This window comes from Rhodospirillum rubrum ATCC 11170 (assembly GCF_000013085.1).
GTDB classification, from domain to species: domain Bacteria; phylum Pseudomonadota; class Alphaproteobacteria; order Rhodospirillales; family Rhodospirillaceae; genus Rhodospirillum; species Rhodospirillum rubrum.
Map to the genome: position 1 here is coordinate 2,646,193 of NC_007643.1, position 19,697 is coordinate 2,665,889.

17 protein-coding genes are annotated in these 19,697 nt (G+C 65.1%); 6 read left to right on the plus strand and 11 right to left on the minus strand.

What is annotated here, in order from left to right:
* Positions 1–88: 88 nt before the first annotated feature.
* Both RRU_RS11840 and RRU_RS11845 read right to left on the minus strand, forming a co-directional pair.
* The gene (locus tag RRU_RS11840) at positions 89–460 is read right to left on the minus strand and encodes a HepT-like ribonuclease domain-containing protein (RefSeq protein ID WP_014626344.1); all 372 of its coding nucleotides are present in this window, start codon (positions 458–460) and stop codon (positions 89–91) included.
* Positions 457–747 (minus strand): nucleotidyltransferase family protein, encoded by a 291-nt coding sequence (locus tag RRU_RS11845; RefSeq protein ID WP_011389943.1) that lies wholly within the window; start codon positions 745–747, stop codon positions 457–459. The genes RRU_RS11840 and RRU_RS11845 overlap by 4 nt, the downstream gene beginning before the upstream one ends.
* Before the next feature lie 308 nt (positions 748–1,055).
* Here RRU_RS11845 and cysD point away from each other — a divergent pair, with 308 nt between their 5' ends.
* From cysD to RRU_RS11860, 3 genes are all read left to right on the plus strand, one after another.
* A complete protein-coding gene (cysD, locus tag RRU_RS11850; protein ID WP_011389944.1) occupies positions 1,056–1,946 on the plus strand; it encodes a sulfate adenylyltransferase subunit CysD in 891 nt (296 codons plus the stop codon).
* Entirely contained in the window at positions 1,946–3,871 is a 1,926-nt protein-coding gene (cysN, locus tag RRU_RS11855; RefSeq protein ID WP_011389945.1) for a sulfate adenylyltransferase subunit CysN, read from the plus strand. Before cysD ends, cysN begins: the two co-directional genes overlap by 1 nt.
* Before the next feature lie 124 nt (positions 3,872–3,995).
* On the plus strand, positions 3,996–6,161 hold the full coding sequence (locus tag RRU_RS11860; RefSeq protein WP_011389946.1) for a DNA/RNA non-specific endonuclease: 2,166 nt from the start codon (positions 3,996–3,998) through the stop codon (positions 6,159–6,161).
* A 25-nt stretch (positions 6,162–6,186) separates the two neighbouring features.
* On the opposite strand, the gene RRU_RS11865 is transcribed toward RRU_RS11860, so the two are convergent.
* Together RRU_RS11865 and RRU_RS11870 are read right to left on the minus strand one after the other, a co-directional pair.
* The gene (locus tag RRU_RS11865) at positions 6,187–6,582 is read right to left on the minus strand and encodes a hypothetical protein (protein WP_011389947.1); all 396 of its coding nucleotides are present in this window, start codon (positions 6,580–6,582) and stop codon (positions 6,187–6,189) included.
* Positions 6,579–7,232 carry a hypothetical protein gene (locus tag RRU_RS11870; protein ID WP_011389948.1) on the minus strand — a complete coding sequence of 218 codons (654 nt, stop codon included), beginning with the start codon at positions 7,230–7,232 and terminating at the stop codon, positions 6,579–6,581. The genes RRU_RS11865 and RRU_RS11870 overlap by 4 nt, the downstream gene beginning before the upstream one ends.
* Before the next feature lie 398 nt (positions 7,233–7,630).
* Between RRU_RS11870 and RRU_RS11875 the strand changes: the two genes are divergently transcribed.
* The 3 genes from RRU_RS11875 (at position 7,631) to RRU_RS11885 (ending at position 11,953) form a co-directional block, all read left to right on the plus strand.
* A complete protein-coding gene (locus tag RRU_RS11875; protein WP_011389949.1) occupies positions 7,631–9,259 on the plus strand; it encodes an alpha-amylase family glycosyl hydrolase in 1,629 nt (542 codons plus the stop codon).
* A 15-nt stretch (positions 9,260–9,274) separates the two neighbouring features.
* The gene (gene treZ / locus RRU_RS11880) at positions 9,275–11,293 is read left to right on the plus strand and encodes a malto-oligosyltrehalose trehalohydrolase (RefSeq protein WP_011389950.1); all 2,019 of its coding nucleotides are present in this window, start codon (positions 9,275–9,277) and stop codon (positions 11,291–11,293) included.
* A 114-nt stretch (positions 11,294–11,407) separates the two neighbouring features.
* Positions 11,408–11,953 carry a queuosine precursor transporter gene (locus RRU_RS11885; RefSeq protein ID WP_011389951.1) on the plus strand — a complete coding sequence of 182 codons (546 nt, stop codon included), beginning with the start codon at positions 11,408–11,410 and terminating at the stop codon, positions 11,951–11,953.
* A 54-nt stretch (positions 11,954–12,007) separates the two neighbouring features.
* Here the strand turns inward: RRU_RS11885 and rbsK are convergent, their stop codons facing one another.
* From rbsK to deoC, 7 genes are all read right to left on the minus strand, one after another.
* Positions 12,008–12,937 (minus strand): ribokinase, encoded by a 930-nt coding sequence (gene rbsK, locus RRU_RS11890; protein ID WP_011389952.1) that lies wholly within the window; start codon positions 12,935–12,937, stop codon positions 12,008–12,010.
* 3 nt (positions 12,938–12,940) lie between these two features.
* A complete protein-coding gene (locus tag RRU_RS11895) occupies positions 12,941–14,041 on the minus strand; it encodes an aldose 1-epimerase family protein (RefSeq protein WP_011389953.1) in 1,101 nt (366 codons plus the stop codon).
* A gap of 29 nt (positions 14,042–14,070) precedes the next feature.
* Positions 14,071–15,078: an ABC transporter permease gene (locus RRU_RS11900; protein ID WP_011389954.1), complete on the minus strand. Its 1,008-nt coding sequence runs from the start codon at positions 15,076–15,078 to the stop codon at positions 14,071–14,073.
* A gap of 14 nt (positions 15,079–15,092) precedes the next feature.
* Positions 15,093–16,070, minus strand: a complete 978-nt coding sequence (locus RRU_RS11905; RefSeq protein WP_011389955.1) for an ABC transporter permease — start codon at positions 16,068–16,070, stop codon at positions 15,093–15,095.
* 12 nt (positions 16,071–16,082) lie between these two features.
* The gene (locus RRU_RS11910) at positions 16,083–17,579 is read right to left on the minus strand and encodes a sugar ABC transporter ATP-binding protein (RefSeq protein WP_014626345.1); all 1,497 of its coding nucleotides are present in this window, start codon (positions 17,577–17,579) and stop codon (positions 16,083–16,085) included.
* A 116-nt stretch (positions 17,580–17,695) separates the two neighbouring features.
* Positions 17,696–18,745: an autoinducer 2 ABC transporter substrate-binding protein gene (locus RRU_RS11915; RefSeq protein ID WP_011389957.1), complete on the minus strand. Its 1,050-nt coding sequence runs from the start codon at positions 18,743–18,745 to the stop codon at positions 17,696–17,698.
* 144 nt (positions 18,746–18,889) lie between these two features.
* The gene (gene deoC / locus RRU_RS11920) at positions 18,890–19,606 is read right to left on the minus strand and encodes a deoxyribose-phosphate aldolase (protein WP_011389958.1); all 717 of its coding nucleotides are present in this window, start codon (positions 19,604–19,606) and stop codon (positions 18,890–18,892) included.
* Between the last annotated feature and the right edge of the window lie 91 nt (positions 19,607–19,697).

A 19,697-nucleotide genomic window follows, 5' to 3' on the forward strand; every position in this document is an offset into this window, starting at 1 on the left:
GAGGCGTCGGGCCGTTGAACCCCGACAATGTCGGGTTTACGACAGGGCCACCGCCGGGAAATAAGGACGATGGCGCAAGCCGGACATGTCAGTCCTTATCGACGCGACGGTTTAGCTCTTGCGCAATATCAAACAACTGCTTCAGCAGCGCCGGCAAGGCCGTCTGAACGGTTTCCCAGACCACGTTCAAATCAGTATCAAAATATCCATGAGCGATCCGGTTGCGCATCCCGCGAATACTACGCCATGGCACCTCGGGATGCCGGTTGACGAATTCCGGGTGGCGATCCATCACTTTCGTAGCGGCTTCTCCAACGATGATCAGGCTCATGATCACGGCTTGTTGGGTTCGTTTATCCTTGAGAAAGTCCTCTTTGCTATAGCCATGGGTGAAATCGCAGGCGTCCAAAGCCGCCTGCCGCATGTGGTCGATGGAATCACTCAGCGAAATCAGACTCACAGGGGTTGCGCTTCCGCCAGAACGTGCGAGCGGAACTTTCCCGACAGGTCGGCCGGTGTGCGCAAATCGACCGGAATACCCAGCAGATCTTCCAGATCGGCCTGTAACCCCCCCAAATCGAACAGCGTCGTCCCGGGAAGCGCATCCACCAGCAGATCCAGGTCACTCCCCTCGCGGTCAGTGCCGTGAAGAACCGAGCCGAAGACGCGGGGATTGCTTGCCCGGGAGCGTCCAACGCATTCGCGAACGGCGACGCGCTTAAGCTCAAGGGCGACAGACGGCTTCAAGGCGGGCCTCCCTCAAATCCTGAGTCAAATTAGCGGACCACGATTGCCACAAAAACACCAGACCGCTTTTCCTCTCTGTACATGGGACGCCAACGCCTTTGTTGGGAGAGCGCCCCGTCGGACATCATGCCGATTTCCACCCCGGCATGGACAGGGCCCCTGCCCTGGGCCAGACTCGGCGCGGGATCCGCGTCACACCAAAAAACTGTGGTGGCGGGCGGGGGATTGATGTACGACACTATTCCACACTTCGTTTGGACTTTAATTTTAAGTTTAACAATTTAAATACGTGAATAGGATCTTTTGTCGTGAAGCACCTGGACTCCCTGGAAGCCGAAAGCATCCACATCCTGCGCGAAACGGCCGCCCAGTTCCGCAAGCCGGTCTTGATGTATTCGATCGGCAAGGACAGCTCGGTTCTGCTGCATCTGGCGCGCAAGGCGTTCTATCCCTCGCGCCCGCCCTTTCCCTTTCTGCACATCGACACCACGTGGAAATTCCACGAGATGATCGCCTTTCGCGACAAGCGCGTCGCCGAGGAGGGGGTGGATCTGATCGTCCACACCAACCGCGCCGGGGTCGAAGCCGGGGTCAGCCCCTTCACCCATGGCGCGGCCTATACCGACATCATGAAGACCCAGGCCCTGCGCGAGGCGCTGACCCAGGGCGGCTTCGATGGCGTCATCGGCGGGGCGCGGCGCGACGAGGAGAAATCCCGGGCCAAGGAGCGGGTCTTCAGCTTCCGCGACGCCCATCACCGCTGGGACCCCAAGAACCAGCGTCCCGAATTGTGGAACACCTATAACGGCCGGGTCGGCAAGGGCGAAAGCGTGCGGGTCTTCCCGCTGTCGAATTGGACCGAGCTTGATATCTGGCTGTATATCCTGCGCGAATCGATCCCGGTGGTGCCGCTTTATCTGGCGAAGCCCCGGCCGGTGGTCGAACGCGACGGCGCCCTGATCATGGTCGATGACAACCGCCTGCCCCTTGAACCGGGCGAAACGCCGCAAACCCGCTGGGTCCGCTTCCGCACGCTCGGCTGTTACCCGCTGACCGGGGCGATCGAAAGCCGAGCGGCCTCGCTGCCCGAGATCATCGCCGAAATGCTGGTGGCCCGCACCTCCGAACGCCAGGGGCGGCTGATCGACCAGGATCAGGCCGCATCGATGGAAATGAAAAAGCAGGAAGGATACTTCTGATGGACGGCGTCAGCGACGCGGCCCGCCAGGTCGAAAACTATCTGGCCCACCACGAGGACAAGGGGTTGTTGCGCCTGCTCACCTGCGGCAGCGTCGACGACGGCAAATCGACCCTGATCGGCCGGCTGCTCCACGATTGCAAGCTGATCTTCGATGATCTGATGGGGGCGCTGGAGCGCGACAGCAAGACCTCGGGCACCACCGGGCCGGGCAAGCTGGATTTCGCCCTACTGCTTGATGGCCTGCAGGCCGAGCGCGAGCAGGGCATCACCATCGATATCGCCTATCGCTATTTCGCCACCGACAAGCGCAAGTTCATCGTCGCCGACGCCCCCGGCCATGAACAATACACCCGCAATATGGCGACCGCCGCCTCGACCGCCGAACTGGCGATCTTGCTGATCGACGCCCGCAAGGGGGTGATCACCCAGACCCGGCGCCATACGGCCGTTTGCGCCATGATGGGGGTGCGCAAGCTGGTGCTGGCGGTCAACAAGATGGATCTGGTCGGCTATGAGCAGGCGACCTTCGACCGCATCGTCGCCGATTATCGCGCCTTCGCCGCCAAGCTGGGGATCGAGGCGGTGACCGCCATCCCGCTATCGGCGCTGGAAGGCCAAAACATGATCGTCCGCAGCCCGGCCATGCCCTGGTACACCGGCCCGGCGCTGCTGCCCTATCTGGAAGAGGTCGATGTCACCACCGACCGCGAGCTTTTGCCGATGCGCTTCCCCGTCCAATGGGTCAACCGGCCCAATCTGGACTTCCGCGGCTTTTCCGGCACGCTGGTTTCCGGGGCGGTCAGCGTTGGCGACGGCGTCAGCGTGCTGCCCGGCGGCCAGACCTCACGGGTGAAGCGCATCGTCACCAAGGACGGCGATTTGCCGCGCGCCGTCGCCGGTCAGGCGATCACCCTGACCCTGGCCGACGAGATCGACATCAGCCGGGGCGATCTGCTGGTTCCCACCGGCGACCAGCCGGCCCAGGCCGATCATTTCGCCGCCCATCTGCTGTGGATGGACGCCAAGGCCTTGATGCCCGGGCGTGATTATCTGGTGCGCATGGGGCCGCTGCAGATGCGCGGCCAGATCACCGCGATCAAGCACAAGATCGACGTCAACACCATGGAGGAGCGTCCGGCGCCGACCCTGGAGCTTAACGACGTCGGCTCGGTCAATCTTCAGGTCGATCGCGCCGTGCCCTTCGACCCTTACGACCAGAACCGCGATACTGGATCGTTCATTCTGATCGATCGCCTGACCAACGCCACCGTCGGCGCCGGCATGATCCGCTTTTCGCTGTGGCGCTCGACCAATCTGGTCTGGCAACACATCGAGGTGGGCGCCGCCCAGCGCGCCGCCCAGAAAGGCCAGAAGCCCTGCGTCATCTGGCTGACCGGGCTGTCGGGATCGGGCAAATCGACGATCGCCAATCTGCTCGACAAGCGGCTTTACGCCGAGGCCCACCACACCACCATGCTTGACGGCGACAACGTCCGCCACGGGCTGAACCGCGATCTTGGCTTCACCGAGCAAGACCGGGTGGAGAACATCCGCCGCGTCGCCGAGGTCGCCAAGCTGATGGCCGACGCCGGCTTGATCACCCTGGTCTCCTTCATCTCGCCCTACCGCGAGGAACGGTTGGCGGCGCGCGCCCGCATCGGCGAAGAGCGCTTCGTCGAGGTCTATGTCAAAGCCAGCGTCGCCGATTGCGCGGCGCGCGATCCCAAGGGTCTGTATCGCAAGGCCATGGCCGGCGAGATCCGCAATTTCACCGGCATCGACGCCCCCTATGAGGAACCGGTGACGCCCGATCTGCTGATCGATACCGCCGTGCTCACCCCCGAAGCCGCGGTCGAGGTGCTGATGGCTTGGCTGCGCGCCAAGGGCTATCTGTCGGCCGAAAGCGAGGGCTCGGGGATCTGATCCCCGGCCCCAAGCCGAAGAGAGAAAACCAAAAAGACGAGTGGAAGACTTTTTTCGCTTCTAAGGACGCGGTATACTCGCAAGGCGTTAAAAGGGGATCCCTTTAAGCTTTGCGAGGTCTGCGATGTGCGCCGAAATCCCCGCCATGGGCCCCGATCTGGCCATCGCCCGCGCCGCCGCCGCCCGCTGGCGCAAACGGGCTGCGGAACGCGAGCAGACCCGCAAAACCCTGGACCACCAGCCGGCGGGGCACTTCACCCCCGTCGATTCGGTCGATCGTCTGGCCAAGCGCGCCGGCCGCCTGCAGCAATGGGCCGCGGCCATCCGCGCCCTGCCCCCGGCGGCGATCCTCGGCCTTCCCGCCGCCCCGCCCCCGACCGGCGGCGCCGCTGATACCCGGGAGATCGACATGGTGGCCCCGGCCCTGTCCCTGCGCGCCCTGGCCGCCGAACGGATCATTGGCGAGACCAGTGATCTGCTGTCGGTCGAATTCCTGGAAATCGGCGTGGCGGCGGCGCGGGCCGTTGGCCTGATCACCACCCGGGGCGCCCCCAATGGCACGGGCTTCCTGGTCGCCCCCGATGTGGTGCTGACCAACAACCACGTTCTTCCCGACGTTCGCACCGCGCGCGCCAGCGCCCTGGAGATGGATTTCGAGACCAATCGCCACGGTCCGCGCAAGGAGGTGCAAAGCTTCGAGCTTGATCCCGATGGCTTTTTCCTGACCGATGCCCCCCTGGATTTCACGCTGGTACGCGTGCGCCCCACCTCGGATGGCGGTCAGGCGCTGTCGGACTATGGCTTCCTGCCGCTGATCGCCGCCGAGGGCAAGATCGCCGTGGGCGAGCCGCTCAATATCATTCAGCACCCGGGCGGCCGGGTCAAACAGGCGGCCCTGCGCAACAACCGGCTGCTTGATCTGCCGCCGTCGAACGAGGCCGACGCCCTCAACCCCGATGCGGTTTTCCACTACGAGACCGATACGGAAAAAGGCTCCTCGGGCTCGCCGGTTTTCAACGACCAGTGGGAGGTGGTGGCCCTCCACCACACCGGCGTTCCCAAGACCGACGCCAGCGGCGCCATGATCGACGCCGATGGCCGCGTCGTTCCCGACAGCCAGCCCGAGCGCATCGTCTGGATCGGCAACGAGGGGATCCGCATCTCGCGTTTGTATCAGTATGTCTTTACCTTCACCTTCGCCGACCCGGCGATGGCCTCGGTCCGCGATGCCCTGATCGCCCTGTGGACCGACGCCGGACGACCGGGCTGGGCGCGGACGGCGGCCGAGGCGGAGACCATCGTCCACCCCCCCGCCGCCCTTGCCGATCCGCCGCCGGCCGCCCCGGCGATTATTCCCCTGGCTGAAGAACGCGGCGCGGCGATCGCCCCTGATCCCGCCGATCCGGCCTATGCCCGCCGCCCGGGCTTTCGCAGCGATTTCCTGGGCTTGCCCACCCCTTTGCCGCGCTTGGTCGATGACAGCCGGGGACCGCTCGCCACCTTTGGCGAGGGCGTAAGCGAGTTGCGCTACCATCATTACAGCGTGCTGATGAACGCCCGGCGGCGTTTGGCCTATGTGGCGGCGGTCAATATCGACCACCGCGCCCCCTTCGACGTGCAGCGCGGCACCGACCGCTGGTTCTTCGATCCCCGCCTGCCCAAGCGCCTGCAAGCCGGGGGCGATTATTACGCCGCCAATCCCCTTGATCGTGGCCATCTGGTGCGCCGCGACGATGCCGCCTGGGGCTATACCCAGGCCGAGGCCCAATTGGCCAATGACGACACCTTCCATTGGACCAATTGCTCGCCCCAGCACGAGGTGTTCAACCAATCGGCCAAGGCGTCAGGCAAGGGCTTGTTGCTGTGGGGCAATCTGGAAAACGCCGTGGTCGATCTGGCCAAGGCCACCAACGGCCGGCTGTGCGTTTATAACGGCCCGTTGTTTACCGAGGACGACCGCCCCTATCGCCAGGATTTCTTCGTGCCCGGCGCCTTCTGGAAGCTGATCGCCCTGATCGATGGCCAGAGCCGCCCGCGCGCCCTGGCCTTCCGCCTCAGTCAGGCCGCCCAGATCGCCGACCTACCCGCCGAGGCCTTCGCCCCCGCGGAACTCGCCGCCTTCACCCCAGTCCAGATCCCCGTCGCCACCCTCGGCGCCCTGACCGGCCTCGACTTCGGCGCCCTCGCCCAATGGGATCCCTTGGCGGCGGGCAGCGACGGAGTTTCCAAGGAAACCCTGTCGCCCCCCCGCTCCATCATCCTAACCCGCGAGGCCGATATCGTTTTTTGAAAGAGCGATCACCACAGCCGCCCCCTCACCCGCCCTCGGGGCCGGGGGGGAGGAGGACGGGTTTGCCGTCGGGGGGGTTGATCAGGGTGCGGCCGCCGGGCAAGGGGCGTTGGAACCAGCCGCGCCGCGCCGCCTCCGCCGCCAAAGCCGCCGGGCGCGGGGCCAGGAAGCCCAAGGGGTGGTCGGCCGGGCCGAGGCCGGCGGCCCAATGGCGCAAATCCTCGGCCAGTCCGCGATCATCCAGGGCCTCGACGCCGCGACGTTCCCAGAGCCGGGCCAGATCCAGGCGTTGGGGGCCATCCAGGCGGCCGAGCACGCCCAGGCGCTCCAGATCGCCACGCATTTCCTCCCAGGTTCCGGCGGCGGCCATCACCCGCAGAGCGGTTTGCCAGTCGTCTTTGCCGTGAGCGTCCACCGTCATGCCGCCTCGCGGCTTCCCGAGGGCGAGGACGCGGTGGAGCGCAGGCGCTCCAGGGCGTTGGCCATGCGCATCGCCTTGCGGGTATCGACCATGCGCGCGGGCAGCGGCGGCACCGAAGGCACCCGCAAGGGGGCGCAGGGCGCCCGCCCGGCGACATGGATGACCGGCCGGCCCGGCGCGTCGTTGTCGAGGGCATAGACATTGCGGATATAAGCCCGCGCCAGTTCGCGGTCCTCGATGCGCGCCGTGGTCAGGAAATGCAGGCCATCGCAGGTGATCACGCCATAGCTGTCAAGATGGCGCCGGGCGGTGCGGCGGGCTTCGGCCAGGGTCTCGAAGGCGAAAGGCCGCTCGCCACGCCCCAGCAGGGCCACATCCAAAGCCTCGAAAGCCTCAATGATCTCGCCCGTATTGATCCGCGCCCGCTCCGCCCCCGGCGCGCGGGACATCCTGCGAATCTGATTGGGAACCGGCGCGGTGACGGGATGGGGCGCGGTCTGGCGCCAAACGCGATGCCCGACCAGCGGCAGGCCGACCAGGGCGACGGCGGCGGTCAGGGCGGGGCCGTCGAGGGTTTGACCGAGAACGGCCACCAGACCCACGAAAGCCGCCGAAAGCAGGGTGCCGACAAGAAGAAGAATCGGTGTCATCGTCGTAATCCTCGGGCCTGCGACGGGGCACGGCAAGCGGAAAACCCGGCACCGCCCTTCCGCGCCATCGCCGCTCTAACTTGGTGACTCGAGAGCGGATCCTCCGCGTCAAAGGAACCGCCCTTAACGCCGTCTGCTCTGGCGCCGGTCCGATACCCTGACCATTGGCGCATCCTTACAGCCCTGAGGATGCACTAGGCTGGTTAAGAAATCGCCAAAACCGCGAACCGGCCGCGAGGATCGGCCCGCCCCGCCGCGCGGCTTGGCAAGCCCCAACGGAACAATTCGCGCCGACCGCCGTTGCCTCCCGCACCCGAGTAATTTCCCAAGACAACGGGAAAAATCCACCTCGGCGTTGTTTGGTCACTCAAAGACGGCGTTGAAGGAGAACCACCCCGATGTCGGGTCAGGAATGGTGGAAACGGGCCGTTATCTATCAAATCTATCCGCGCAGTTTCCAGGATGCCGATGGCGATGGCATCGGCGATTTGGCCGGCATCGCCCAACGCCTGGATTACCTGTCGTGGCTGGGGGTGGACGCGATCTGGATCTCGCCCTTCTATACCTCGCCGATGAAGGATTTCGGCTACGACATTCAAGACTACCGCGATGTCGATCCGATCTTCGGCACCCTGGCCGATTTCGACGCCCTGGCGGCGCGGGCCCGCGCGCTGGGGCTGAAGCTGATCTTGGATTTCGTTCCCAACCACACCTCTGATCGGCATCCGTGGTTTCTCGAATCCCGCCAATCGCCCGCCAGCGCCAAGCGCGACTGGTACATCTGGCGCGACCCGGCCGCCGATGGCGGCCCGCCGACCAACTGGCTGGCCGAATTCGGCGGCAGCGCCTGGGAATACGACGAAGCCAGCGGCCAGTATTACTACCACGCCTTCCTCAAGGAGCAGCCCGACCTCAATTGGCGCAATCCAGAAGTCCGCGCGGCGATGTATGACGCCATGCGCTTTTGGCTCGAGCGCGGGGTGGATGGCTTCCGCGTCGATGTGATGTGGCATCTGATCAAGGACGACCAGTTCCGCGACAATCCGCCCAATCCGGCCCGCCCGCCCAATGCCGGTCCGGCCAATGCCCTGATCCCGCTCTACACCGCCGATCGCCCCGAAGTGCACGACATCGTGCGCGAGATGCGCGCCGTGGTCGACGCCTATCCCGAACGCGTGCTGATCGGCGAGATCTGGCTGCCCACCGATCGCCTGGTCACCTATTACGGCCATGATCTGCGCGGTGCCCATCTGCCCTTTAATTTCCAATTGATCGGCGCCGCCTGGGACGCCGGCGTCATCAAAGAGATCGTCGGCGACTACGAAAAGGCCCTGCCCCGGGGCGGCTGGCCCAATTGGGTGATGGGCAATCACGACAAGGGCCGCATCGCCAGCCGCCTGGGCCCCCGGCAGGCCCGGCTGGCCATGCTGCTGCTGCTCACCCTGCGCGGCACCCCCACCCTTTACTATGGCGACGAGATCGCCATGCGCGACGTGCCGATCCCCCCCGACCGGGTCTGCGATCCTTACGAAAAGAACGTGCCCGGCCTGGGTCTGGGGCGCGACCCCCAGCGCACGCCGATGCAATGGGAGGACGCTCCCCAGGCCGGCTTCACCCGCGCTTCCCGATCCTGGTTGCCGATCGCCGCCGATGCCTCAACGGTCAATGTCGCCGCCCAACGCGCGGCGCCGGCCTCGATGCTGACCCTCGTCCACCGCCTGATCGCCCTGCGCAAAGCCGAAGCGGCCCTAACTATCGGCGATTATGGGGCGCTCGACGCTCCCGAGCGGGTGGTGATGTTCCTGCGCCGCGTTCCCGGGCGCCGCCTGCTCATCGCCCTCAATCTGGGGGAAAGCGCCCAAAGCCTGAGCCTGCCCGGCGACAGCCGCCAAGCCACCACCCTGCTGTCCACCGACCCGGAGCGCCCGCTGGGCGATCTGGCCCCGGCCTTCACCCTTGGCGGGGGCGAGGGCATCGTCGTTTTGCTGGCCGACCGGGAAACGGCCCCCCCGTCCCCGGCGGCGTAATGGGAGGAAAAAACAATGGAGAGCCCCCTGACCCCGCCCGTGGCGCCGGCGCCACGCCCCCCCCTTTCCTCCCTCGTCGCGGCGCCCCCCGCCGAAGATCCGCCAAGCGCGCGATCGGTCGCGGCCGCTCCTCCCCCCGCCCCGCCTGTCCGCCGCCTGCCCCAGGGCGCCGAGGTTCAGCCGGGCGGCGGCGTGCATTTCCGGGTTTGGGCGCCCGGACGCCAGGCGGTGACGCTGTGCCTGGAAAACGGCGCGGCGATCGCCATGACGGCCGAGGACGACGGCTCTTTCGCCGCTCTGGTCGCGGAGGCGGGCGCCGGCACCGCCTATCGCTACCGTCTGGAGGGAGTTGAGGCGCTTTGCCCCGATCCGCTGGCGCGCTTCCAGCCCGAGGGCCCCCATGGTCCGTCGCTGGTGGTCGATCCCGCCGGCTTCGTCTGGAGCGATCAGGCCTGGGCCGGGGTCAGCCACCAGGGCATGGTGCTTTACGAGATGCATATCGGCACCTTCACCCCGGAAGGAACCTGGGCGGCGGCGATGGCCCATCTGGAGCGCTTGCGCGATCTGGGCGTCACCTGCCTGGAAATCATGCCGATCGCCGAGTTTTCCGGCCGCTTCGGCTGGGGTTATGACGGCGTCAATCTATTCGCCCCGACCCGGCTTTATGGCCAGCCCGACGACATGCGCCGCTTCGTCGATCGCGCCCACGCCCTTGGTTTGGCCGTCATTCTCGATGTCGTCTATAACCACCTTGGCCCCGATGGCAATTACCTGGGCCATTTCACCAATGATTATTTCACCGACCGCTATAAGAACGATTGGGGCGTCGCCATCAACTTCGATGGCCCCGGCAGTGCGGGCGTGCGCGCCTTCTATCTGGCCAACGCCGGCTATTGGATCGAGGAATTCCACCTGGACGGCTTGCGCCTTGACGCCACCCAGCAGATCTACGACCGCTCCGAGCCCTCGATCCTCGCCGAAATCGCCCGCGAGGTTCGCGCCGCCGCCAAGGGCCGCAACACCTTCGTCGTCGCCGAGAACGAACCCCAGGAGGTCCGCCTGATCGAGGACGAGACGGCGCAGGGCTACGGACTCGACGCCCTGTGGAACGACGATCTGCACCATGCCGCCATGGTCGCCCTGACCGGTCGCCGCGAAGCCTATTACCTGGATTATCTTGGATCACCCCAGGAGCTTATTTCGGCGGCTAAATGGGGGTTCCTTTATGCTGGCCAGTATTACAGCTGGCAACGCAATGGCCGGGGCACCACCAGCTTCGCCATTCCCGGGCGGGCGATGGTCGCCTTTTTGCAAAATCACGATCAGGTCGCCAATTCGGCGCGCGGTCTACGGCTCGACAAACTCAGCGACGAGGCCCAGTTCCGCGCCCTGACCGCCTATCTGCTGCTTATTCCGGCCACGCCGATGCTGTTTCAGGGCCAGGAGTTCCGTTCGAGCGCGCCGTTTTACTATTTCGCCGACCATGGGCCCAAGCTGGCGGCGATGGTCAAAGACGGACGGGCTGATTTCCTGACCCAGTTTCCCAGCATCGATCAGGGCTGGCGGAGCGAGGATCTGCCCGACCCGGCGGCCGAGGCGACCTTCGAACGCTGCAAGCTTGATCACCGGGAATGGCAAAGCCATGCCGAATGGGTCGCCCTGCACCGCGACCTGCTGACCCTGCGCCGCGAGACTCCGGCCTTCGCCGCCCAGGATTGCCGGCGGATGGAGGGCGCGGTGCTCGGCCCCCAGACGTTCGTTTTGCGGTTTTTCGCCGAAGAGCGCCTGAGCGATCGCCTGATGCTGGTCAACCTCGGCCCGCAGATCACCCTGACGCCGATGGCCGAACCGCTGCTGGCGCCACCGATGGGCAAGGCCTGGACCACCCTGTGGGCGAGCAGCGATCAACGCTATGGCGGCGCCGGGCTGACGGCGGTCGAGCGAACGCCGCTGTGGGAGATCCCCGCCCGCACGACCGTGGTTCTTGGTCCGGGCGAGAAAAAGCCCTTCATCGCGCCCAGAACATCGGGCTGAGCCTGGGCTTAACGGCGGCGGCAGCCAAGGCCTTGACGCTTTTCCTTGCGCCTGCCGGGCGGGCGGGTTAGGCAAAGGGCTTGCCTGACCCCCCTAGAGGAACGGATAACACCCATGCGGACGTTGGTTCTTCCGATCGCGGCGATGGCCGTGGTCGTCGTCTCGTCGAATTACCTCGTCCAGTTTCCGCTGAACGACTGGCTGACCTGGGGCGCCTTCACCTATCCGGTGGCTTTTCTGGTGACCGAAATCACCAACCGCCTGCTGGGTCCGGTGCGGGCCCGCCAAGTGGTTTATGTCGGCTTCGCCCTGGCCGTCGGCCTGAGCCTGTTCCTGGCCGACCCGCGCATCGCCGCCGCCTCGGGCTCGGCCTTCCTGGTCGGCCAGTTGCTTGACGTGTTCGTTTTCAATCGCCTGCGTCGGCGCGTCTGGTGGCTGCCGCCCCTGGTTTCTTCGACCCTGGGCTCCATGCTCGATACCGCCATCTTCTTTTCGATGGCCTTCGCCGCCACCGGCCTGCCCTGGATCACCTGGGCGATCGGCGATCTCAGCGTCAAGCTGACGATGGGCCTGCTGCTCGTCGCCCCCTTCCGCATCGCCATCGCCTATGCCTTCACCCGGGGCGCCCTGCGCGACCGCGACGTGATGGGAGCCCGCTAACCCAGACCCTGGCGGAAAAGGGACGACCGCTTTTCCGCCAGACCGTGCCTTTCCCTAGGCGTCGATCGTCGCGCAGAAGGCCTCGAACTCGGCCAGGGTGGCATAGGAGCTTTGGGTGCCGTTGCGGGTGATCGAATCGGCGGCATAGCGCACCGCCTTGCGCAGGGCGGCGGCGATATCGCCGTTTTGCGTATAGTAATGGGCGAAGCTGCCGATGAAGGCGTCGCCCGCCCCGGTGGTGTCCTTGGGGGTCACGCGGACCGGCGCGATGCGGGTGGCGCCCTTTTCCTCGACCAGCAAGGCGCCGCGCGCGCCCATGGTGACGATCACCGTGCGCACGCCCTTGGCGATCAGGCTGCGGGCGGCGGCCTCGACCTCGGTTTCGCTCGCCACCGGCATCCCCGACAAGATCGCCAGTTCGGTTTCATTGGGGGTCAGGAAGGAGAGCGTGCGCAGGCGCTCGACATCGAGCTCGGGCACCGCCGGGGCGGGATTGAGCAAGGTCGGAATGCCGTGCGCCGCGCCAAAGGCCACCGTGGCATAGATGGTTTCCAGGGGCACTTCGAGCTGCATCAGGATCAGGGCGCAGCCTTTCAGCGCCTCGCCGGCCTCCTCGACATCGGCCGGCGATAGATGGGCATTGGCGCCCTTGACGATCAGGATCGAGTTTTCGCCGTTTTGTTCGACGAAGATCGGCGCGACGCCGCTCGGCGTGCCCGGAACCTTGCGCACAAAGCGGGTATCGATGCCATTGGCCTTGAAATTGGCGATGGTATTGTCGGCGAAGATGTCATCGCCAACCCGGGTGACCATCAGCACATCGGCGCCCAAGCGGGCGGCGGCGATCGCCTGATTGGCCCCCTTGCCGCCGCAGCCCAGGGCGAAGTTCGGCGCCTCGATGGTCTCGCCCTTGTCGGGCATGCGGGTGACATAGGTAATCAGGTCAACCATATTGCTGCCGACAACGGCGATCCTGCCCGACATCCTCTAAGCTCCCTTACCAAAAGACAGGGCCTTGATCGCCCGTTCGGCGGCCTCGGCCGCCGGTTCATCGAGATAGCCCAAAGTCACGGCGAAGGCCGCCCTTTGGCCCGGCGCCAAGCTGCGGACATTGCCCTTGGCCTTTTCGGCCAGATAGCCCTCGGGTTCGCAGGTCGACGGCAGGGCGAAGGCGCAAACCTTCTGATCGTCGTTGACCAGCACCCAGCGCACGCATTTGGGAAACAGCGCCCCGTCATAGGCGATATGGAAGGCGCCGCCTTGGGGCAAGCGCATCATCTGGGCGGTGCGGCCCTGGGCGTCGCTCAAGGGGTCGCGGATATAAAACACCTGTTCAGGGGCATAGCGCGCCGGCTCGTCCAGCACCTCCATCCCCGAAGGATCGACGGCCAGGGCGGCGAGCAGGGCGCGGTAATCCTCGGTCGGCACCACATGGCCGGGGATGGCGGTGCGCACCACCGTGCGTTCGGGCGTGAAGGGGGCGGGCTGAACGATGCGGGCCCCTTCCTGGAAAGCGAAGTTCACATGGCACATGTACATCAGGTCCATGGGATCGCCCGCCAGATTGTCCACCGTCATGGCGATGGTGAACAGCGTCTCCGTAGGGCGCAGCACCACCCGGGGGCGGGCCCGGTAATGGGCGCCAAAGCCCATGACGTATTCGCGCATGCCGGTCACCGCCAGATAGGGACCGCTTTCATCGACGCCGGTTTCCAACCCGGCCTCGTCCATCGGCGCGCAGGGCATTTCGCCGTGCAGGGGATGGGTATCGTCGGGCGAGGGACAGCCGTTGCGCAACAGCCCGGAATGGAAGGCGAAGCAGCCATAGGTGCCAACGATTTCCCCGGCTGGGCGCGGTTGGGCGAACATATTGGTCATGGTCAGATCGACGCCGTCGAACACGGCATCCCAGATCATCTGGCCAAAGAACGGCAGCACGACCAGATGACCGCGCGCATTGGTCAGGCGGATCGCCTCGATGCCGCTGTCATAGCGGAACAGGCTGGCGGTCATTCCGGCGAAGGAGACGACCGGGCGCTCCTTTTCCCCGAAAAAGCAAGAACGCAGCGTAAGGGCGGTTACGGACATGACGGAAGGCCTTTTTCCCGAAAAACCGATCAGCGGGAGCGGTTGCGCAACGCATTGATGGCGATCACCAGAAGCAGGAAGGCGCCCCAGATGAAATCGATCAGATGATTGGAAAAGCGCAGGATCTGGAAACCGCTCGACAGCAGCATCAAGGCGACGACGGCGATGCCGACGCCCAGCACCGAGCCCTTGCCGCCGGCGGGATTGGTCCCGCCGAGCACGGCGATCAGCACGGCTTGCAGCAGATAGGAATTGCCATAGTCGGATTTGGCGGCATTGGTCCGCCCCGACAGGATGATCCCGGCGACGCTCGACAGCATGCCGGTCAGCACATAGCTGTAAAACACCATGCGCGCCGTACGCAAACCGGCAAAGACCGCCGCCTTGGGATTGGTGCCGATCAGCATCAGGTTCACGCCCAAAGTGGTGCGCACCAGCATGAACGAGATCAGCACCGCCACGCCCAGGAAGACGAACAGCGGCGTGGCGATCCCCAGCACCTTGCCATTGCCGATGAAAGACCAAGCGTCGGGAAAGCCGACGATCGCCGGGCCGCCGGTCAGCACCAGGGCGATGCCGGTGAAGACCTGCCCCGTGCCCAGCGTCGCCAGGATCGGCGTGATGCGCAAGCGGGTGATCAACAGGCCGTTGAGCGCTCCGGCCAGGGCGCCGACGCCAAGCGCCAGGGTGATCCCCAGGGCCACGGTCGGCAAACCGGCTCCGGCCACCCCGCCCGACTGGTCGAGCAGGCGGTGGAAGACGATGCCGGCCAGGATCCCCGACAGATTGGCGATGCCAACCACCGACAGATCGATGCCGCCCGTCAGCATCGCCACCATCATGGCGATCGATAAGATGCCGAGCTCGGGAAACAGATAGGTGATGGATTCGAAGTTGTAGTAGCGCAGGAACTTATCGGGGCTGAGCGCGGTCATGATCACGAAGATCAGCACCGTCATGATCAGCAATTGAACGATGTTGTTGTCCCGATTGACCAGGGAGCGCAGATCGAGGCCGGCTTTGGGTTCGGTCTTCATGGCTTTGCTCTCCCTCAGGCGCCGCGGCGGCGGTCGCGCCAAGCGGTGATCGCCGTGGCGATGACGATGACGATCCCGACCACCACCCTTTGCCAGGTGGTATCGACCTTGAGGATGATCAGGCTGTTCTTGATCATCACCAGCATGAAGACGCCCAGCATGGTGCCGACCACCCCGCCGCGGCCGCCGAAGATGCTGGCCCCGCCCAGAACCACGGCGGCGATCACATCAAGCTCCAGACCAACGAAGTCGCGGGGATTGGCCAGCCAGATCATGCCGCCATGCAGCAAGCCGGCGAAACCGGCCAGGGCGCCGGCCGTGCAGTACACGAAAAAGACGATGGCCCCGGTGTTGAACCCGGCCCGGCTGGCGGCTTCCTTGTCGCCGCCATAGGCATAGATGCCGCGCCCGATCATGGTATGGCGCAAGATCCAGCCGATCAGGATGGCCAGACCGATGTAAACCAGCACCATGGCGGTCAGGCCATAGGTGGTGCCATCGGCGTTGCGCATGCTGATGGCGTCTTGCTTGGCGAAATCGATCAGCGCGCGCGGCATCTTGTCGATATTGATCATGCTGGTGCCAACGACGCCGAGCAGGAAGCCGCGCACCATGCTACCGGTGCCCAGGGTGACGATCAGCGGGATCATGCGGATCTTGTGAACGAAGAAGGCGTTCACCGCGCCAAAGGCCGCCCCCATCAGCGTGGCGACGATCAGCGGCAGGACGACACCGTCATAGCCGAGCAAAATCATGCCCTTGATCGTCAAATACATGGCGGCCACGGCGAAGGCCGGGAACGACACGTCGATGCCGCCCGAGATCATCACCAGCAGCACGCCCAGGGCCATGATGCCGATGATCACATTCGAGCGCAGCAGGCTGAACAGGTTATCAAGATGCCAGAACGCCGGATTGATGAAGCCGATCAGCACCATCGCACCAAGCAGGATGGCGCCGATGACGACCTCGGATCTTTGGAAGATGGCCATCGTCCCCTCCCCTCAGGTGAAGCTTTTGAGCAAGTCGTTGATCGACTGCTCGCTGACCGTGGCGGTCGGCAGGTCGTCGACGAAGCGACCGCGGTGCATAAGGACGATGCGGTTGGTGTTTTGCACCAGTTCCAAAACGTCATCGGAGATCATCAACACCGCCAGACCATGGGCGCTGGCCAGCTCGCGGATCTTGCGGTGGATCTCGGCCTTCGAGCCGACATCGACGCCGACCGTCGGCCCGTTGAGGATCAGAACCTTGGCATCGGTCAGCAGCCAGCGCGCCAACACGACGCGTTGGGCATTGCCGCCCGACAGTTGGCCCACGGGTTTCTCGCCCGTCGGCGTGGCGATCTGCATCGCCTTGATCATGCCCGCACTTTGCATCGCCGCCTTGGCGCGGTCGATCACCCCCCTGGGGGCGAGGCGTTCATAAGACGTGGCCAGGATATTGCGGTCGATCGACTGGGTCAGGAACAGGCCTTCGGTCAGCCGATCCTCGGGCACATAGGTGATACCCTCGGCGATGGCGTCTTGCACCGAGCGCGGGGCGATCTGGGCGCCATCGACCAGGACTTGCCCGGCGGCCGGCGGCATCATGCCAAACAGGCTGAGCGCGAATTCCGTCCGTCCCGAGCCAAGCAGCCCCGACAGCCCGACGATCTCGCCCGGGCGGATGGCCAGGGACAGGTCTTCAAAAGCGCCGGGGAGACTAAGGCCGCGCACCTCCAGCCGGGGCACAGCCTCGGGCGATCCGGCCCAGGCGTAGCCCTCGCTGAGAATATCAAGGCCGGTCATATGGCGGGTGACGGCGCTTTCATCAAAGGCGCTGGTCGGGCCGTCGATGACGGTGCGGCCATTACGGATGACGGTCAACCGCTCGCTGATTTCCAGCATCTCGCGCATCTTGTGGCTGACGAACAGCACGGCGATGCCCTGGGCCTGGATATCCTTGACGATGCGGAACAGGGCGTCGACCTCGCGGCCAGTCAGGGCCGTCGTCGGTTCGTCCATGATCAGCAGCTTGGCGTCCGACATCAGGGCGCGGGCGATGGCGACGATCTGGCGGCTCGAGGTCGGTAGCCGTTCGACATCGACCTCCAGGTCGATATCGACGCCCAGCCGGTCGAGGGCCTGACGGCCGATGGCGCGGATGCGCTTCCAGTCGGCCAGCTTGCGCTTTTGCTGAAGCTCGCCGCACAGCGCCAGATTCTCGGCGACCGTCAGATTGCCAAACAGCGAAAAGTCCTGGTAGATGACCTGGATATTGCGGCGGACCGCCTCGATCGGGGTCAGCGCCCGCACCGGCGCGCCGTTGATCAGGATCTCGCCGCCGTCGGGCTGGTAAACCCCGGCCATCACCTTGATGACGGTGGATTTTCCCGAGCCGTTCTCGCCGGCCAGACAATGAATCTCGCCCTTGTTGATGGTCAAGGACAAGGCGTCAAGCGCGCACACCCCGGAAAACCGCTTGGTGATGGCGCGCAGTTCGATAAAGGCTTCGGGCATCTGGGACCACTCTGTCTGACGACATCCGGCGGGGGAGGAAAGCCGGGGCGAGAGCCTTGCCGATGGCAAAGCGCTCCCGCCCCGGGGCCGAAAGCGAAGGAGCAGGGGCTGCGGACTTAGAAGTTGTAGTCTTCCATGTTGTCCTTGGTCACGCCGACCCAGCCCGCGCCATAGAGCAGCTTGTCCTTGCCCGCCACCGGGGCGGTCAGGCTGGTGTAGCCGGGCAGGCCCAGATTGAGGCCGGCCTTGATCTGATCGGCCTTGCCGTCAAGGGCCATCACCGCGACGATGTTCATCGCATAGGCGGCCACCGCCGGATCCCAGAACTGGATGTACTGGATATCGCCCTTGGACAAATATTCGCCCGCGACCGAAACCAGACCGGTGCCAGCGAAGAACAGCTTGTCCTTCAGGCCGCGTTCCGAAATCAGGCGACCGGCGCCGGCCGAGGTCGGCATCGGACCACCAAGGATGCCCTTGATATCGGGATAGGTGGTCAGCACTTCCTTGAGCTTGTTGTAGTCGGTATTGGCGTCGTCATAGGTCTCGAGCCGGCCGGTCGCCTGCTCCATCTTGGGGAAATGGGCCTTCTGATAGGCGATGGCGCCGTCGATCCATTCGTTCTGAGACTTCGAGGTCAGGCTGCCGACCGTCGTCACATACTTGCCTTCGCCCTTCATATAGGTGCCCAGCACTTCCATCAGCTTGGCGCCATAGGCGAGGTTGTCGAAGGCTTCGAGCACGAAATCCGCGTTGGTGATGTTCGAGGCCTCGTGGGCGATGACGACGATGCCGCGATCGCGCGCCTTCTTGAGCACGGGCTCCAGGGCCTCGACCGAGAAGGGCACGACGCAGATGGCGTCGACGCCCTGGGCGATCAGGTTCTCGACCAGTTGCACCTGGGCGGCGGCGTCGGCCTGACTGGGCCCGACCATCCAGGTGTCATGGCCGGTATCGGCGCCGAACTGCTTGGCGCCTTCGCGCATGCGGTCAAACCAGGCGATGCCATCGACCTTGACCACGGTGGCGATGGAATAGCTTTTGCCAACGTCTTTGGCGGAAAAGCCCTTGGGCACCTGCGAGACATCGACCGGCGCATCGGCGGCCAGGGCCGGACCGGCGACAAGCGACGCCGCGAGCACCAGGGACGATAGGAACTTCTTCATCTTGGACCTCCTGAACAGTCTTTCGGGAAACGCCTTCGTTTTTTTGTTTTTTTGGCGAAGGGCGCCACGCGACCCAGCCCCCCGATCCGCCGTGTCGCGCTTGCCGGTCCCCGGAAAGCGCGACCCGATCGGAGGGGCCGGGGGTTAGTAGCCCCCCTTCGCGCCGGTCGACGCCGCGTCGGCTTCGGCCACGATGGCGATGCTGGCGCTGGCTCCGATCCTCGATGCCCCGGCGGCGATCATGCGCAGCGCGTCATCGCGCGTGCGCACGCCACCCGAGGCCTTCACCCCCAGCGCCGAGCCGACGGTCCGGCGCATCAGGGCCACATCCTTCGCCGTGGCCCCGCCACCGGCGAAGCCGGTCGAGGTCTTGACGAAATCGGCCCCGGCCTCGGCGCTGAGCCGGCAAGCCAGAGCCTTTTGCTCATCGTCGAGCAAACAGGCCTCGATGATGACCTTGAGCAGGGCCTTGCCGCAAGCGGCCTTGACCGCGGCGATATCGTCCCGCACCGCCTCGGCCCGCCCGTCCTTCAGGGCGCCGATATCGATGACCATATCCACCTCGGTCGCCCCATGGGCCACCACCCAGGCGGCTTCCGCAACCTTCACGGCGGTGGGACTGGCGCCGAAGGGAAAGCCGATCACCGAGCAAACGCCAACGCCGGTTCCGGCCAGCTTGGCCGCGACCAGGGGGATCTGGATGGGATTGACGCAAACCGACTTGAAACCATGGGTCACCGCCTCGTCGCACCAAGCGGCGATCTCGGCCGCCCCGGCGTCGGGACGCAGCAGGGTGTGGTCGATATAAGCCGCAAGTTCCGCCGCTCCCAGGTTCGGTAGCGTGTTGGTCGGTTCGGTCATCCCTGCATCTCCTGCACGATCGCCGCACAAATTGCACGATCATGTTAATATCATAACATCGCGTGTTCGAAGTGTTTCATGTTGACGCTTC